The sequence below is a fragment of the Psychromonas sp. Urea-02u-13 genome (assembly GCF_002835995.1).
Lineage (GTDB): Bacteria > Pseudomonadota > Gammaproteobacteria > Enterobacterales > Psychromonadaceae > Psychromonas.
On the sequence record NZ_PJBZ01000035.1, the window covers coordinates 1 to 17,705 of the forward strand.

Annotated in this window: 15 protein-coding genes and 1 pseudogene; 2 read left to right on the forward strand and 14 right to left on the reverse strand. The window is 38.5% G+C overall.

The annotated features are described in order from the left end of the window. The first annotated feature begins 72 nt into the window (after window positions 1-72). Together CXF74_RS00530 and CXF74_RS23045 are read left to right on the forward strand one after the other, a co-directional pair. Window positions 73-645, forward strand: a pseudogene (locus CXF74_RS00530) (ISAs1 family transposase). Between the two features lie 136 nt (window positions 646-781). Further along, window positions 782-1,108: an ISAs1 family transposase gene (locus tag CXF74_RS23045; RefSeq protein WP_101080454.1), complete on the forward strand. Its 327-nt coding sequence runs from the start codon at window positions 782-784 to the stop codon at window positions 1,106-1,108. Window positions 1,109-1,333: 225 nt separating this feature from the next. On the opposite strand, the gene CXF74_RS00545 is transcribed toward CXF74_RS23045, so the two are convergent. The 14 genes from CXF74_RS00545 to CXF74_RS00610 form a co-directional block, all read right to left on the reverse strand. Next, entirely contained in the window at window positions 1,334-2,200 is an 867-nt protein-coding gene (locus tag CXF74_RS00545; RefSeq protein WP_101080455.1) for a flagellar motor protein MotB, read from the reverse strand. After that, window positions 2,197-3,087, reverse strand: a complete 891-nt coding sequence (gene motA / locus CXF74_RS00550; RefSeq protein ID WP_157822301.1) for a flagellar motor stator protein MotA — start codon at window positions 3,085-3,087, stop codon at window positions 2,197-2,199. The genes CXF74_RS00545 and motA overlap by 4 nt, the downstream gene beginning before the upstream one ends. Then, on the reverse strand, window positions 3,080-3,820 hold the full coding sequence (locus CXF74_RS00555) for a sigma-70 family RNA polymerase sigma factor (RefSeq protein ID WP_101080457.1): 741 nt from the start codon (window positions 3,818-3,820) through the stop codon (window positions 3,080-3,082). The genes motA and CXF74_RS00555 overlap by 8 nt, the downstream gene beginning before the upstream one ends. Before the next feature lie 10 nt (window positions 3,821-3,830). Continuing rightward, window positions 3,831-4,286 (reverse strand): hypothetical protein, encoded by a 456-nt coding sequence (locus CXF74_RS00560; protein ID WP_101080458.1) that lies wholly within the window; start codon window positions 4,284-4,286, stop codon window positions 3,831-3,833. A 12-nt stretch (window positions 4,287-4,298) separates the two neighbouring features. After that, on the reverse strand, window positions 4,299-5,513 hold the full coding sequence (locus tag CXF74_RS00565; RefSeq protein WP_101080459.1) for a flagellar hook-length control protein FliK: 1,215 nt from the start codon (window positions 5,511-5,513) through the stop codon (window positions 4,299-4,301). Between the two features lie 6 nt (window positions 5,514-5,519). Further along, a complete protein-coding gene (locus CXF74_RS00570) occupies window positions 5,520-5,852 on the reverse strand; it encodes a hypothetical protein (protein ID WP_101080460.1) in 333 nt (110 codons plus the stop codon). Continuing rightward, the gene (fliS, locus tag CXF74_RS00575; protein WP_198552740.1) at window positions 5,845-6,222 is read right to left on the reverse strand and encodes a flagellar export chaperone FliS; all 378 of its coding nucleotides are present in this window, start codon (window positions 6,220-6,222) and stop codon (window positions 5,845-5,847) included. Before fliS ends, CXF74_RS00570 begins: the two co-directional genes overlap by 8 nt. Window positions 6,223-6,261: 39 nt before the next feature. Beyond that, the gene (fliD, locus tag CXF74_RS00580) at window positions 6,262-7,590 is read right to left on the reverse strand and encodes a flagellar filament capping protein FliD (RefSeq protein ID WP_101080462.1); all 1,329 of its coding nucleotides are present in this window, start codon (window positions 7,588-7,590) and stop codon (window positions 6,262-6,264) included. Window positions 7,591-7,971: 381 nt separating this feature from the next. Next, window positions 7,972-8,820 carry a flagellin N-terminal helical domain-containing protein gene (locus tag CXF74_RS00585; protein ID WP_101080463.1) on the reverse strand — a complete coding sequence of 283 codons (849 nt, stop codon included), beginning with the start codon at window positions 8,818-8,820 and terminating at the stop codon, window positions 7,972-7,974. Between the two features lie 981 nt (window positions 8,821-9,801). Next, the gene (locus CXF74_RS00590; protein ID WP_101080464.1) at window positions 9,802-10,665 is read right to left on the reverse strand and encodes a flagellin N-terminal helical domain-containing protein; all 864 of its coding nucleotides are present in this window, start codon (window positions 10,663-10,665) and stop codon (window positions 9,802-9,804) included. A gap of 447 nt (window positions 10,666-11,112) precedes the next feature. Beyond that, window positions 11,113-13,266 carry a transporter substrate-binding domain-containing diguanylate cyclase gene (locus CXF74_RS00595; protein ID WP_198552741.1) on the reverse strand — a complete coding sequence of 718 codons (2,154 nt, stop codon included), beginning with the start codon at window positions 13,264-13,266 and terminating at the stop codon, window positions 11,113-11,115. Window positions 13,267-13,483: 217 nt separating this feature from the next. Then, complete coding sequence (locus tag CXF74_RS00600; RefSeq protein ID WP_232772395.1) at window positions 13,484-16,297, reverse strand: insulinase family protein; 2,814 nt, start codon at window positions 16,295-16,297, stop codon at window positions 13,484-13,486. A gap of 112 nt (window positions 16,298-16,409) precedes the next feature. Next, window positions 16,410-16,847, reverse strand: coding sequence for a D-aminoacyl-tRNA deacylase (dtd, locus tag CXF74_RS00605; protein WP_101080467.1), 438 nt, complete (start codon window positions 16,845-16,847; stop codon window positions 16,410-16,412). Further along, window positions 16,844-17,701 (reverse strand): virulence factor BrkB family protein, encoded by an 858-nt coding sequence (locus CXF74_RS00610; RefSeq protein WP_232772396.1) that lies wholly within the window; start codon window positions 17,699-17,701, stop codon window positions 16,844-16,846. The genes dtd and CXF74_RS00610 overlap by 4 nt, the downstream gene beginning before the upstream one ends. Window positions 17,702-17,705: the final 4 nt, after the last annotated feature.

Sequence of the window (17,705 nt, forward strand, 5' to 3'; positions counted from 1 at the left end):
AGTGCCGATTTAAATATGAGAATTAATGATAATTTTCAGAGGTTTTAACCTGCAAGTTGAAGTGCGTCAGGTATAACACTCGTTGTTGGCGTTATCTGTGGTGCTGATGGCTGGGAGTCAATTGAAGAAGTGGCGCATAACAAGATTGAGCTGTTAAAAAAATATGGCTCTTTTGAAAATGGCATTCCTGTTCACGACAGCATTGCACGAGTAGTCTCTTCTTTAGAACCCCAAACGATACAAAGTTGCTTCATTAACTGGATGAAATCAGCACAGATAGAAACACATGGCGAAGTTATTACTATCGACGGAAAGACAGTGCGTGGCTCTTATGATAAAAAATTAAAGAAAAGTGCCATCCACATGGTTAGCGCATTTGCTGCTAACAATGGTGTTGTATTAGGGCAAGTTAAAACCGCAGAAAAATAAAATGAGATAACCGCAATTCCTGCATTGCTTGATTTGCTAGATATTAAAGGCAGTATCATCACGATCGATGCGATGGGGTGTCAAAAAGCAATTACTAAAAAAATACGTCACAAAGAAGCCGATTATGTTATTGCAGTTAAAGGTAACCAAGAACATTTACACCAGTCGATTAAGGATTTTTTGAAATTTGTCAAAACAATAAATTTTAAAATGTAGAAAATTCGTATCACGAAGAAGTTGATAGTGGGCACGGAAGAATTGAAATTCGTAGGTATTGGATAACAGATGCTCTTACAAGCATTAATGATTTAGCCTCGTAATAGGATGGATTAATAAGTATAGGGATGGCTGAATCAGAACGGCATGTAGATGGGAAACAAGTAAAGAAATTCGTTATTTTATCTGTTCTATAGAAGCTGACGCAAAAACATTCGGCAACGCAGTTAGAAAGCATTGGAGCATTGAGAATAAGCTACACTGGGTACTTGATGTCAGTTTCAATAAAGACTTGAGTCGTATTAGGCGTTCAAACGCGGCTGAAAACATGTCAGTAATTAGACACCTTGTTCTGAATTTATTGAAACTTGAAAAAAGCTGTAAAAAAGGTCTGAAAGCTAAGCGTTTCAAAGCCGCACTCGATACTGATTATGCAGATAAAGCTTTACAGCTTATTTATTAAGCATACGTAATCTTACCCTGTGCCGTTGGGGGGTAATGCAGTTATAACACCTGTTATGATGGCTTAAAAATGATAGTTTATTAAGCCATCTACCTGCGCGCTTACAGAGCAATGCAAACAGTTATTTTTAAAAACGTACACCAGTAAATTCACTTAAGCCCTCTCAATGACAACAAGTCTCATCGCTTAACCTCGCTAAAAATCCAAGCAATCAGAGGCAATACCTTATTTAATAACAACATCAGAAACTGCACTATTGCTTGAATTAATATCCAACTTCAATTTGGCATTATTCATTGAATGCATCGCATTGAGCTTATCTTTGGCCGTTCGCGCGAGTAAAATAACCTCTACTCTCCTATTAACACTACTTGTTAGGTCGATAGCATCTAGTGGCTTTGTATTTGCTAGCCCCAACACTTGTACAATATTTTCAGACTGTAAACCTCCCGACTCCATCGTTGCTCTTGCTTCGTTTGCACGCTGAGTTGAAAGTTCCCAGTTACTCTTCGAGAACCCTTTAAACTGTAAGGCATCGGTATGCCCACTAATCGCTATCCCATTTTCAATATTATTAAAGATAAGCGAGAATTTCAGCAACATTTTTTTATAGAATGGCGTTAAATCACTCTCGCCAAGCTTAAACATTTTATGTTTGGTACTATCCGCTAAAACAATACGCAGTCCATCTGGAATAACTTGTACAAAAATATGCTGTTCTGCACCAATCTCTTTTACATATTCAGTCATCTTACGCATTAAAAGCTGAAGTTCCTCTTGGGTATTATATTCACCTTGAATTAAGGATGTATTCTTCGTAGCCCTAGTATCCGTATTGTGATCTTTATTATAAGACAATAGCTCTACTGGGCTTAATGAGTTAGGTGTTAAAAAAGCGTCATCACCGGTTTGAAAATACTCTATTATCTTCTCTTTCTCCTCTTTATTGGCGACTTCAAGAGCCCACAGCACTAAGAATACACACATCAAACAAACCATCAAATCTGCAAATGCGAGCTTCCATGCCGATGAGTGGCTATCGTGCTTCCCTAGGCGTTTCTTCTTAGATATGATGATAGAAGCACTACTCATGCTCTCGCGTCCTTATCATTTTTACGGCGATCATCAATTTTAAGTGTCCACGACTCAATCAGACTGAATGTAGGTTTCTCTTCCATTTCTATCATTCTCCTGCCTGCATCTATACAAAGTAGAGGAGGCTTTCCAGCAATCGCAGTCACCAGCATTTGTTTGACCATATAAAGCGGTAAAATAGAGCGTTCAACATCGCCTTTTAAAGCGGTGCTAAGTGGAAAACAAACACAATAACAACCAAATATACCTAGAAATGTTCCCACTAAAGCGGTCGCTATATTCATACCAATCATAGATATATCTGAATCAATAGATTGCATGGTTAGAATAATCCCCATTACCGCGCCTAACACTCCAAATCCAGGAAAGGCATCACCTAACTTATTGAGCATCGCATTAGGATGGTTTAATTCCTCTGTAATCGCCTCAATTTCAGCATCCATAGAATCATCGAGCTCATGAGCGCTAACCTGCCCTAACGTGGTGACTCGATAATTATCCACAATAAAAACCATCAATATACTTTCCGCTAGTATTAAGGGGTATTTTTTAAATATATCGCTTGTTGCAGGGTTTTCTATATGCTTCTCAACTTGCTTACTACCTGATGGTGCGGAGCGTAATCTAATAAGTTCAAAATTTAGAAGGATCAATTCTTGATAAAACGCTTTTGTATGTCGACTGCGTTTAAATACCCCTTTTAGCTGAGAGCCTAATGCTTTTAGATGGCTAATATTACAACCAAGCAATAACCCGCCAATACCAGAGCCAAAGATGATAACCATCTCCATTGGTTTCCAGAGTAGTTTTATATTACCGCCGATAATCATAAAACCACCAAATATACAAAATAAAATTGTAGCTACCCCAACTAATCTATGCACTTGTATTCTCCTTATTTTTTAATATTCTTGCCATCTTTGCATGCGCATCTCTTTGTATTTTATTGATGCGAGAGAAATTGTTATTGGTTGCTAAACCAATCTCTTTAAATGACATATCTTTTTCGTACATCAAGTGCAATACCAACACCTCTTCTTGTGTTAACTTTTCAAGTGCTTTTTCGAGTAACTGTTTATTTTCGTGTTGCTGGCTAGTGTCACATTCATTGTCATTTTCATAGCCCTTTAGCAACTCATCACTTAACTCTACAAAATTATGTGCGTTGATTGCGCATCGCCCATCTTCATATTCGTCACTACTTATTTCCGTGTAACGAAGCATTTCAGCTTTAGTTGGTGTGCGCCCTATTTTCTGGGTTAATTGTTGCTCATATTTATGAAACGCATTGGCATTTTTCCTTTTCTCTGCAGGTCGCCAATCCCTACTTCTTATTTCGTCCAATATCGAACCTCTAATACGGATGTAGGTAAGGCGAGAAAATTCTTTTTCATCTTCAATGACAGGGAATCTTCTGATCATATTTAACAAGGTAATTAACCCAACTTGTTGCATATCATCTCTGTCCGAGATCGAATTTATATATCCCATTTTTTTGATTGCGCCATACACTAAGTGCAAGTATTTATCAATCAACAAGGCTTCTTCTTTTTTACTACGTGTCACGCTTAAGGTTGCTGTTTGAGTATATTTTCTTTGTTTTGCCGAATGCAACATACCCACTCTCTTATTGAATAATTAAACGTGTAATGTGCGCAACCGGTGATGCGTTCTTTGCGGTAATCCCTTCAAATAATGAAGCAATATCTTGGTTAAGATTATCATTCATGAAAGCGAGTAAATGCTGGTCTTCAACATTTTTATATTTTTCACTTGCTAAAATATTAAGTAGCTGGCTTTTGACAATGGGTGCATTGTTTTTTACTTTGGCTTCAGCATCAACCGTTTTCACTTCAACAGCGATATCCAGAATAATTAACTTAGTACGCTTACCATTATGGTTGGAATAATAGATGTTTTTAATATCAACAAAGATAGGTTCAGGTTTTATTATGTCGGCTATTTCTGTCACTACAGAAGGTTCTGAATCAGAAATCAAGGGCATATTAGCAGCGATAAGGTATCCACCTGCGGCGCCCCCTAGAAGCCCTACTAATAATGATATCGCTATAGTTTTAAACATACTTAATGGCCTTTATATTTTAACAATGAATTCATCTTGAGATTCTTGTTGAACCTCTTTCTCGGCAAAGAAATTATTCGCTATCGTTTCTGAGCTCTGCTCTTTATTGGCCTCTTTTCCACTGCCACTTCCCGCATCAATATTAATAGCGACATTAACAAAGTTTTCATTGACTAAGTCATTGCGGAGCCGTTCAGATGTCTGAATTAACCCCTCTCTTACGGTTGCATTTTGCGCACTCATATTGACACTTACTTTATCGCCTTCAATAGAAACAATAAGCTTTATATGCCCCATATCTGGCGGGTCGAGCCTTATTTGCGCAACTTTTATGCCATTGGCGGCTTGTATGTTGATTTTATCTTGTAATATTGCATTCAGCTTTTCACCAATTTGGCTCGACACTAACGACTTATCGTGCAAGTTATTGATTGTTGGCGTAAGGTCTACTTTTGCCCACTCTAATGCCTTTACTGAGGCGACTGGCGCAATGACATTTACACCTATCGCCCCGCTTTTGGCGACCTGTAAATCACTGAATGTCGTGGTGATTGTTTCAGCCCTATTAAATGCCCCCAAAGTGGTGTTGCTTTTTCGGGGCACAGGTTGTCTATTTGCTAATTCACTTAAAGATATACTGATTGATTCTGCTTGCTGAAGCGAAGCTACAGGTGCACTACTGTGTTTTACCTTATTTACTGTTAACGCGGTGTTGGTGAGGGGAATTTCACTTTTAATGACAACGCCATCAACCATTGACCTTACAGCATCGGACGTAGCTACAGGTGCACTACTGTGTTTTGCCTTATTTTCTGTTAACACGGTGTTGGTGAGGGGAATTTCACTTTTAATGACAACACCATCAACCATTGACCTTACATCATCGGACGTAGCTACCTGCTGACTCGGCGCCATAATAAATGATGCGCTTAATTTTCTTGTGCTGGCAGCATTTAATTCTTCAACCGTCTGTTGCGTGGACTTAGGGGTTTTATCCGTCGATATTTCGATGCCTGCTAACCACTGGGTATTTTCAGATGTTATTGTTTGAGGCTGGATACTTTCAGTTAATTCTCCCTGAGTTAACATTTCATTATCAGTAACAGGCAAGGTACTCGGCATTTCAAAACCCGCCACCACGCTATCATCTTGTTGCTCTATAACACCCTCTTTATTAACCGAGCTTACATCTTGCTTGTGTGGTGTTATTCGTAGCGTTGCGTCCATTTAGTACTATGCCTTAATATTAATGTGTGTTGTTGAGGGTTCAGCATAAGCCGACATTCTTTCTTTCTTTTTTTTAAATTTTTCTAAATTTTTCTTAACAGACTCAATCATCGCAGCAACATCTTCTTGTGTCTTAGCATGTTGGATTTTTAACTTATTAAGTTCAACACGCAATGCAACCGGTATGGGTTTACCTTGCAAGCGAATAAGAAGCTCTTCAATTATATTTTCATATTTAACTAATAACTCTATGTTTTTATCTCTTCCTGCTTGATTTAACTCAGCAGTAAGCACCTTCACTTGTTTTATGTAGTTATCTTGTCTGCTGTTGTTATGCACTTAACCCCTCCCACCCCTCTTTTATATCTTGCAGGATAGGTTTTAATTTATTTATTTCAGCGACATCATTATTTTTGCTTGCTTCATATATCTGACGAATTGAATATTCATAAATTCGGTGAAGATTATTAATGAGTTCATTACCAGAGCTTAAATCTAACGAACTATCTAATGCTATTAGTATATCCATCGATTTTTGTGCGGCCGTCGCTTTAAGCTCTATATTTTTGCGTTCTATATGAAAAGAAATTTTATCTATCTCCTCCGACAACTTAACATGAAGCATGCGTATTAACTCTATTGAAGTAGACGCAGCAGCTTGTGCTTCTACTTGCGTCTTTTTATATGCATTATTGGGTCTTTTACTCATTAACATTTAAAGTCCTTATTAACCATCTACGGGCTATTTCTAAAACATATTCACGGTATTTTGCATTTTCGTTTGTAAGCTATTTAAGGCAGAAAATTGCTTCAAATAACGGCTATAGTAAATACCATATTTTCGGTCCAGTGACTCAAGCTTGTCATTGGCGCGATCTTTTTGAGAGTCAATAGAGTCTAACTGGTTTTTTAATGAACCTGTTGTTGAATTGCTATAAATATTCAGCTTCTTTTCCATTTGGTCTAACAACATGCCCTCACCGCGGAAAACATCATCTATATTTACGGTCGAGGTTGATTGGAACTCTTCTAATTTATCACCATCAAAGGTCAACTTACCAGTACGATCGAATTCCAATCCCAGTTGAGATAACGTCGTGCCGCCAAAGGATTGCTGCATGACACTACGCAGGCTAGAGGCGATGCCTCTCGAAATAGGATCAGACGCTAAAATACCACGTTTTTCCGATTCCCCCCCCGACTTACTGTGTTTGTTAATCTCTGCAAGTACCGCATTATATTTATCAACAAACTCGGTCATGGATTCATTCGTTGCATCGCTGTCCGAGCCCACCACCAATGTCAGTGGCACATCACCCGCTGCATGTGTTTTTTCAAGCGTGATGTCTACACCATCAATGGCGTCAGAGAGAGTGTTAGAGTCACTTTGCAATTTTATCCCTGTACCCTGACTCCCAAGCCACGCGATAGCGTCCTGGTTCTTTACCAACTCGGTCATCTTAGTGCTATCCATCGAGGCATCAAAAACAGCGTCGCCAGTATTGCTAGATACGTTAATTTGATTCGCTTGACCTGATTCCTCAGTGGTAAATAGTAGCTGTATGCTATCATTTGATCTCACCAAGGAGGCACTGATACCTATATTTTCTGGATCTGTATTAATGGCCTTCATTAATTCCATGTAATCTAGCTCGCCATCAGCATTAAGCGAGCTGGCTAAATCAACAACAAAGCTTTCCCCATTCATATTAAATGTCATTTCACCACTATTGGGCACTAAACTATCTTGGGTTTTACCCGCAGGCAGTTGTGTCGCTAATTGATGACTTTGCGCTAACTGCTCAACAAAGATTTGATAGCTTCCTGATTGAGCATCTGCTTTAGCGGATGCCGTTAATGTTTCTTCATCTGATGAAGTGGCTGAATTCTTTATAACACTACTGCTATAGCTATTAAGACTGCCAACAAAACTTTTTAGGCTACTTAGCTCACTATTAATAGCGCTAACAGCGCTACGTTTTGCCGTTAATTCTTGTAACTGTGCATTGGCTCGAAATTCAAAGGGCCTAACTTCCCAAGTAGCTAACTGCGTAGCCATCTTAATTGGATCAATCATATTTTATCATCCTTAAGCTATTTTATAGCCCTTAGTTTAATGAGCTAAGATAGCTATCGATTTTCAGCTGTTATAAAAAACGTTAACACTCTTAACAAAACGCAATCAACCGCCCCTTTTATTTAGCCGTATTTTCCAAGATAGTGTTATCTATACGTAAAATATTGGGAAAAACAGAGGATATTCGGAGGGTAACTGCGATACACATTTTTATGCCTTCATAAAAACGTTAACCTATTACAAATCTTTTTAGTAAATAAGAAAGCGTACATTTATTTACGCTTTCTTATTTACTAAAACGGTCGTTATTAGCCGATCCTATTGAAGCGTTATTAACAGTCAACTTCTCTGCCAATAACGCTGTATTTTATGCGCTAATCTTTATAATAAAGACATCGCTAATTGCGGTACCATTTTAGTTTGTTGTAAAATCTGAGCACCCGATTGCATTAGCATCTGATTTTTTGACATTGACGAAGATTCTGCAGCCATGTCAGTATCCATGATGCGTGACTTAGCCGCTGAAGAATTTTCAATCATGTTACCTAAGTTAGCAACAGTATGATCTAAACGATTGATATTCGCACCTAAAGCCGATCGTGCAGCACCAATTTGATCAATAAATGAAGCACCACCACCTTTACCTAAAGCATCCATTGCAGCAGCAGCATCGGTCTCTAAATCAAACGCTCCCAAGGCAGTTATCCCTGTATCAAGCGCGCCAACTTCCGCCGTTACATCAACAGTCAATGTTTCCGCAGATGATGCTCCTACTTGGTAAATCACTGCACCGGCACCAAAAGCACCCGCAGCACCAAGTAGTTTTTGACCACCAAAACTTGTATTAGCAGCGATACTCGTAAGCTCCTCGTTCAATGAGGTAAATTCAGCTTGCATTGCAGCCTTATCTTCCGTTGATGCTGTGCCGTTGTTTGCTTGTGTTGCTAGATCGTTCATGCGGTAAGCGATGTTCGTCATCTCATCCATCGCGCCTTCTGCCGTTTGCATTTGTGATGAAGCATCACCCGCATTTCGCATTGCTACGTTCATACCACGTGTTTGTGCTTCTAAACGATTAGAAATTTGCAGTCCAGCAGCATCATCTGATGCTGAGTTGATACGAAAACCGGTAGATAAACGCTCCATTGACTGCATAAGCGCGCCTTGGGTTTTGTTAATCGTATTTTGACCGACAAGGTTAGCGCTGTTGGTTTGAATTGATAACGACATATTAGATTCCTTTTTATATTATTTAATTAAGCTTATAGCTGTGATTGTTAATCATAGTTACGTACAAAAAATCACTTTTAATTCGTTTATTTACAAAATAAGTGAATGTACGATCTACTTAACTTAGTTTGTTGTCATGGAGGCATGATATTGAGCGTGTAATAGGCGCATGAAAAATGGCTAAATTTAATAACCTAGCAAGTTCTGTTATCTTCAATTAATTGACTTAACCGCAACGCTGAAAGACGAGCCAGAAATTCAAAATCAGGTTCACCAAGACAGCGCTAGCAAAAAAGAGGGGGGATCTTTAACTAGCCTTTAACTGCGGAGAATACCAAGGCGAAGATAAATCTTCACTTCCTAAAAGAGATCACATATTTAAGCGGATTAATGGTATTAACTGCTTTTGAACTTACAAACTAGCAGAAAATCTATTTAATAGGATTGATAATGCGCGGTCATGACCGCTCAGGTTTCAACCTGTTATAAGAACGTTAATACTTTTTACAAAACGCAATCCACCGCCACTTTTATTTAGGCCGTGTTATCTATGCGTAAAACTCAGGGGAAAACAGCGAGCAGAGTCGCAGGGCTACTGCTATACCCATGTTACCTCAAGATGCTTTGTCAGGCGCTAGCTCGGAACCCAGAGCAAGGCGAAACATGAGGTAATGGTTATTCCCTTTTCGATTGTTACAACGTAGGGCTGGTTTTCGAGCTGGAGCCCCGTAGGGCAAGGCAACTTACACCAATCTACGTCGTTATAAAATTTCTATGTAGAACAACTATAATTCAATTTTATGCCTAGTAGCTCAGCACAATTTGCCTTGCTGACTTTGCATCTTGAAGTATCATGGGTATATACATCTTTGTACATTTCTGAAAACGCTAACGTATTGAAAATCTGTTTTAGTACATGCTATTGAAGCGTTATTGACAGTCAAATATCACTGTCAATGACGCTAACGTTAATACCAATCTTTATAATAAAGACATCGCTAATTGCGGTACCATTTTAGTTTGTTGTAAAATCTGAGCACCCGATTGCATTAGCATCTGATTTTTTGACATTGATGAAGATTCTGCAGCCATGTCAGTATCCATGATGCGTGATTTAGCCGCTGAAGAGTTTTCAATCATGTTACCTAAGTTAGCAACAGTATGGTCTAGACGATTGATGTTCGCACCTAAAGCCGATCGTGCAGCACCAATTTGATCAATAAATGAACCACCACCACCCGCACTTAACAAATCCATTGCTGTCTTTGCACCACCGGCTGTAGAAATATCACCTAACCCCTTAGCGCCTGCAGCACCTATCGCAGTAGCAATCGCTTTAACTTCCGCGTCTACTTTAACAGTTAATAGTTCCGCAGATGATGCGCCTACTTGGTAAGTAACCGCAGCTGCGCCAAATGCGCCCGTTGCACCCAGTAATTTTTGACCACCGAAACTAGTGTTCTCACTAATACTAACAAGCTCCTCGTTCAATGAGGTAAATTCAGCTTGCATCGCGGTGCGATCTTCTGCTGATGCTGTGCCGTTGTTTGCTTGTGTTGCTAGATCGTTCATGCGATAAGCGATGTTAGTCATCTCATCCATCGCGCCTTCTGCCGTTTGCATTTGTGATGAAGCATCACCCGCATTGCGCATTGCTACGTTCATACCACGCGTTTGCGCTTCTAAACGGTTAGAAATTTGCAGTCCTGCAGCATCATCTGATGCGGAGTTGATACGAAAACCGGTAGATAAACGCTCCATTGACTGCATAAGCGCGCCTTGGGTCTTGTTAATGGTGTTTTGACCGACAAGATTAGCGCTGTTAGTTTGAATTGATAACGACATATTAGATTCCTTTTTATACGACTTAATTAAGCTTTAAGCTTATATCTGTGATTGTTAATCATAGTTACGTACAAAAAATCACTTTTAATTCGTTTTTTACAAAACACTTTACCAAAGTCGCACATTTAGCTTCGATTGTTATGATTAGATCATGAGAAAATAGCTGAATTTAAGAGTCTAATTGGGTATTTATTTCTATGAAAATGCACGCATGAAAGGGAAGTAGGGTTCATTAAAGTATTCGTGTAGGTATTTTCCTATTGCACAGAGTCATTTGTAATACCAAACCCATTAAATTTGTGATCTTGCATTGCGCAGGGTAAATGAATTAGATCAAGGCGTGAATTGCAATGAATGGTTATTCCCTTGATAATATTTACAACGCAGAGATAGTTCATTTAAATCAGCAAGGCTGAGCACTTATTAAATGCGATTGGTATAACACTACTAATCAGCACTTTTTTTCTGGTATTGCACCAGTTGATTATGGCCATTTTGCTGTGCTTTATAGAGCGCATTATCGGCGCGGCGCACCAACTCTTCCGCGGTATATTTATTATTATATTTAAGCGTTGCACTACCCACACTAACGGTTAATACATTGGCACAGAAAGAATCCGTATGTTGCAAGGCCCACTGTTTTAACAGATAGAAAAGCTCGGCAACGATGGTTTCAACGCCCTCTTCATCAGTCTCAGGTAAGATTAAGACAAATTCTTCACCATCATAACGAGCCAGTAAATCAGCAGGTCTTTTAATGGTGACTTGTAAGCGTCGAGAAAACTCAATCAAGCAACTATCACCCGCTAACCGCCCATACTGCTCATTAAAACTTTTAAAGTGGTCAATATCAAACATCACCACCGAAAGTGGTAACTTTGAACGATTGGCTCTTGCCCATTCTTTATCTAACTGTTCTAAAAAATAATGACGATTTGGTAATCCAGTTAAGAAATCACGCATTGCTAATTCTTCGAGTTTATTTTGCATATCTTGCAGTTTAATATTGCTTTTCTTGAGCACTTGATTACGGAAAATAAGTAATAGAAACAAGACCAAAATGGCAATAAGCATTATCCAAATCCAATCTGTGTCCGGTTGTGTTTCATACACTAAAGGTAACCAACGATTAACAATTTCTTCATGTTGTTGCACAGAGATAGTGGCGATTACTTTGTTAAAAATACCCACCAAGGCAGGGTCAGTTAACGAGGTAGCCAAAGATAAGGTATGTTGATAATCAATTTTTTCGACAATTTTTAATTCAGGATGCGTATTTTGAATATGTTTCGCCATCACTGGCAGTGAATCAATAAAGGCATATATCTCGCCACTTTTTACCGCCATCAATCCCGCTTCAGCAGAGGTATACTCTCTTAAATCCCCCTGTGGATAATTTCTATCAAACTCGTATTTATAGGAATACTCTTTAACAATACCGATCGGTCTATGTAACACTTGTTCCAATTTATGAATCAAACGCTCTTTTTTAGTCACTAATACTAATGGAAAACGTAAGTAGGGATAAGTAAACGCTAAAAATTTCTCACGCTCATCGGTACGACTCGCAATAGGAATAAAATCACACAAACCTTGCTTCATGTAACGTAATGTTTGTGACCAACTTTCAGTGCTGACCAGCTTAATGGGTGTTGATAAACGCTGCTTAAATAAACGTAAAAAATCCGAACCCATGCCCGAATAAACGCCATTAACAATACCCTCAATGGGCAGCCAATCAGGGTCAACACACATATTGAGTTTTTGCTTCGACTTTAAATAGATGCGCTCGCTTTCTGTGAATACAGGCATCGTTTGCTGAAAACTATTATCTACAAATTTGTTTTTTTTCTGCTCTATCAAAGACCACTGTTGTTGTAACCGAGAGAGCTCATCATTACTTATTTTTTGTAAACCTTTGTTTAAAATATCGCGTAATACTGGGTTACTTTTATTGAGGCCCATATATTGTGGCAGGTGATTAAAAACGGTGTTTTCAAATAGAGGCGCATTGGTTACACCAGTAATAAAGTAGCGTTGCACGTAAAAATTAATCACGGCATAGGAATCTAAAACGGCATCGACGTTGCCCAGTACCAACTGCTCAACAGACTCTTCAGTACTGTTAGTTAATAATAAATTTATATCAGGAAAGTAAGTGCGCATTAACTCCTCATAAAAGAAACCACGTACTACGGCGACATTTTTATGCTTTAAATAGTTAAAATCTAAATAGTGTGCGGTTTCATCTAACGTTAATAAACCATCAATGGCTTTAAGCGGGTTATATTGAGTGAAAATGGCATATTTCTCTCGTTCTGCTGTTCTTTTCATATTGGTGATCACATCAATCTCACCATTTTTCAAAATGTTAAGATAATCATTCCAGTGATAACCAACAACAAACTCTATTTCTAAACCGACATTTTTTGCTGCTAATCGCACTAAATCATTGGAATAACCTTTTATCTCATTATTTTCAATAAAATTAAAAGGACGCCATGCTTTCTCAGCATGCACTTTAATAATCGGATTGGTTTTTATATAGCTGACTTCAGCATCGGTGAGATTAGTCCCAGCAGCTTGTACATTTAAACTCAACAGTGAGCACAGAAATAAAAGCCAGAGTTTACATAAAATTGAAAAATTTGGGGGAGTCATGAGGGGTTAACCCTTTCTCGTCAGAATTTAGTAATATGATAAATATTTTATCAAAAAAATGACGATAAAGAGTATTAAGCAGTATTTTTTGTGAACAAAAGGAGGTAAATATTAACTAAGATGCTTTTCTAGCGAGAAACACCTTAGTTACTTACTTTTACTTCTCGAGTTTATCGATATTATCAATCACTAACTGCTTTTTTAGGGTTAACACAGGTGACTTAATAAATTTCTGACCTTGCACTTGTACCAGAATAAGCTGTCTACTTTTATCAGAAGCTAACACATCATTATAAAACGCCAGTACCTCTTTTAAAGACACTGATTTTAATGCTTTGATGTAATTAGCTTTATGATTTATATCTTCTCTCAGTGTTAACCAGTCATTAGTTAAATAACTAAATTCACCCGTAAGCGATGTTGGTTTAGCCGTATAATTCGCAACATGTGCCGCTTTTATCTTTTCAAAATCAACGTCTGTTGTTGCGCCTAGTTTAGTTTGAAAGTCAGCTAAGAAGTGATTAAAACGCGCATAAAGCTCAGTGTTACTCGCAGACGGGCTTTGTGTAAACAGTCCAAAAGCCACTTGTTCGTTAACACTAAACGAAGCCGTAAAAGGAGAATAAGAGAGTTGCTCCTGAGTACGAATTTGGTCGTAAAAAGCAGGTTGTACTAACTTGTTTAATAACTCAGACGTTGCCGATGCTTTATCTCCTTCTAAGTTAGTCAGGTGCACCATAACTAACGCATCATCCTGCATCTCTGATGTGAGAGCATAGTTTAATGCGCCCTGCTCAAGGTCTGCCTGCAAACGTTTAATGCTATAAAAGTCATTCACTTGCACTGCAACTTTTTGAGTTAACTGTTTATCAAGTGTTAATACTTGTTGCTCGCTAAGATTACCTAATGCCAGTAAACGTAATGTTGATTCACTGAAGAGTTTCTCTTTAAACTGTTGAATATCTTTTAGTGTTAATTGTTCAATTTCACTCAATAGTGTTTTATCTTCCCAGGCAGGTTGACGAACCAATTGTCTAAAACCACCAAAGGCGAGATCCATTGCTTTAACTTTACCTTTGTTATTCAAGCGACGTTGTAACTCTTGTTTTGCTAGCGAAAGTGACTGCTCACTAAATTGTGCTTGTTTGATATGATCCACAACCGTCAATAACAACTTATCCTGCTTATCACTATAACCTGATGTGCTCACTAGCAAGCCGTTCGCATTACTCAGAGAAAAACTCAGGCCAGCTTCTTGTGTGACAAAATTAAGCTCTGAAAACTGCTTTTGAAGCATCGCTAAAAATAGATTCATTGTGACTCTATTTTTAGCACTTTGATCGGCAATATCGCTATTTAATTGTAATTTTAAACTCGCTTTAGGCTCTGCAAGTTCAGCACTTTGTGCAAACCAAACAGAATGACCCGCTTCTTTGATAAGTTGCGTCGCTTCACCAACATGCTCTTTTTTTACCAATGATAGATTTTCAGGTAACCAAATATTATTACTTGGTAACACTAATTCAATGGACTTGGCATTTTCTAGCCATTTTACCTGCTCTATCTCTTTTACTTTTTCACGTGCATATTCACCTTGGTAATAAGGAATATCAGTGCCATCTTTTGCCTCTGGTGCCAGCAAAAATTGGCGACTATTAGCAGGTGTTAAGTAGGTTAATAGTTGCTCAATAAACTTGGCGTTAAAGGCATCTAAGCGATATGGAAAATAAAGGATATCTTTGACTGGATAGAGTTGCATATTAGCGGACAAGCCCATCACATAATTAAAACCAGAGCTTTTAGTTAAGAATTTGAAACGTGTTTCTAAGCTTTTTTTCTGCTCGTTAAATTGTGTTTCGTTAATGCCTTTTTCTTTGATCAATTCAACAAAAGCAAATAACGTGCTCATTATTTGCTTTTGTGCATCAAGGCCTTTATTGGTGAGTTTAAACTGTAAGGTAAAACGCGAGTAAAGATCACTGTGTGGCGCGTAAAACCCCGCCATGACCGAGTCTACTAACCCAGCTTTGATCAATGTGTCTGATAAACCACCTTGGTGGTCTGAGCCTAATAAACGACTAATATAAGCACCCGGTTGATACATATATTCGTCTTTAACACTCGGCACTAAAAAGTTAACTTGTAATAACTTAATGTCTGCCGTGGGTTTCATTTCAACTTTAATCGCTAACTCATTTTCAGTTAACATTGGCTCAAGAATAATCGCTTTCTTCACTTTCTTATTCGGGATTTGTGTTAAATAAGTGCTCGCAACTTTGCCTAATGCTTCAATTGAACGTGGGCTGGTTAACGCCACTTTCATCGTATTGGCAGAATAATTTTCATTAAAGAAACTGATTAATTCATCCTGTAACTTGCTGTTATCTTTATCAACAAGCGTGCTTAAATCGCCAGTACTAAAGCGCGCCATTGGGTAGGCAGGATTAAGCGTATAACGTTGTAAGGCATACAATTTACGCATGTCATTATCGTAATACGTTTTATGTTCAGCGTTAACCGTATGGCGTTCTTTTTCTGCATACTTTTCATCAAGCAACGGCGCACGCATCACATCACCTAAACGGTCTAATGCTTCATCGAAGGCTTTATCATTGACTTCAAAGCCGTAAACAGTGCTCTCTTGAGAAGTATACGCATTGGTATAACCGCCATTTTGGCTCATGAATTTACTGTATTCATTAATCGTTGGGTAACGCTCAGAGCCTAAAAACAGCATATGCTCTAAATAGTGAGCCAACCCTAATTGGCTATCGGGGTTATGCATACTCCCCACCGGTACGGCTAATGATACGGCGCTATTTTCTAAATCTGGATCCGATACTAATAAAACCTCTAAGTCGTTACTTAAGGTAATGAGCTGATACGCGCGCTTATCATTGGGGCTTTGTTTAACAATCGTTTCACTGACTTTAAAAGCAGGAAGTTCAGCTGCACTTGCAAAAGGGGTCATAAGTATTCCTACAGATAAAGTGGCTAAAATAATTCGTAACATGGAAAAGGCTCTCATTCGATAAATAGAAGTATGCACTAGGTAGGTATAGACAGCCTACCGGTGGAAAAGTTTACACCTGTAACCAAAAAGTGGTTGGTCCATCGTTGGTTGAGCTCACTTGCATGTCGGCACCAAAAATACCGTTTTCAACAAGCATGTCTTGGTCGCGACATTGTTGACTAAAACGTTGATATAAGCGTTCTGCTTCAACAGGTTCGGCGCTATTAGAGAAACCAGGTCGGTTACCTTTTTTTGTTTCTGCCGCTAAGGTGAATTGTGAGATAACTAATAAGTCCCCTGCTGCTTGTTGCACGTTTAGATTCATCTTATCGTTTTCATCGGCAAAAACGCGATACGCCAACACCTTTTCTGCTAAGCGTTTGCAGGTTTTATCATCATCGCCTTTTTCAACCGCTAACAAGACTAATAAACCGCTTTTTATTTGCCCAACAACTTTCTCTTCTACTTGCACATTTGCATGTGTCACACGCTGAATAAGTGCAATCATAGGTTGTCCTTTTTCGCTTTATGCGCCGTTAAATATTCTTCTAATGTGGCCGTTACTTCTGCACCAAAAAGAACAATCAACCAGTTAAAATAGATCCATACAAACAAGATTGGAATCACCGCTAATGCGCCGTAAATCACTTGTTGAGAGGGGAAATTAGTAATGTATAAACTAAATAGATCCGTACCAAAGGTCAGTAATACAGAAGCGACTAAGCCACCGACAATGGAATAGCGAAAACTAACACGTTGATGTGGCACTAGCGTATAAACACCAGCAAAGGCGAGCCATGCAATAATAAAAGGCATAAAACTTAATAACTGCTGACCGATAGAAAGGAAACCTTGGTTTTGCACCGTTGAAAAAAGGTAAGAGCTAAGCGCAATACTACTGCCCAAGATAATCGGACCAAGACTTAAAATAGTCCAATAAATGGTAAAGGCCTGCACAATAGAACGTTTGCTGGTACAGCGCCAAATACGGTTAATGGTTTGGTCAATGGTTGAGATAAGTAACAAGGCAATCACAACCAGAGAAGCAATACCCATCATGCTCATCTTCTTGGTATTTTCAATAAACCCGCCAACATGATCTTTAATCGCATCACCTGACGTAGGCACGAAGTTATTATAGATAAGGTCTTCCATCACTTTATTAAGCTCTGAAAACATCGGGAAAGCAGATAGCATATAAAAAATGACAGCAAGAAAAGGGACGATTGATAACAAGGTCACATAGGCTAAATGCCCTGCTGGCACTTTAATATTATCTTCCTGGCAACGTCGCCAAACAAATAATAAATAACCATAACTTAATTTAGCTTTATCAATTAAAAGCGTTTTATCGAATTGCAAAATA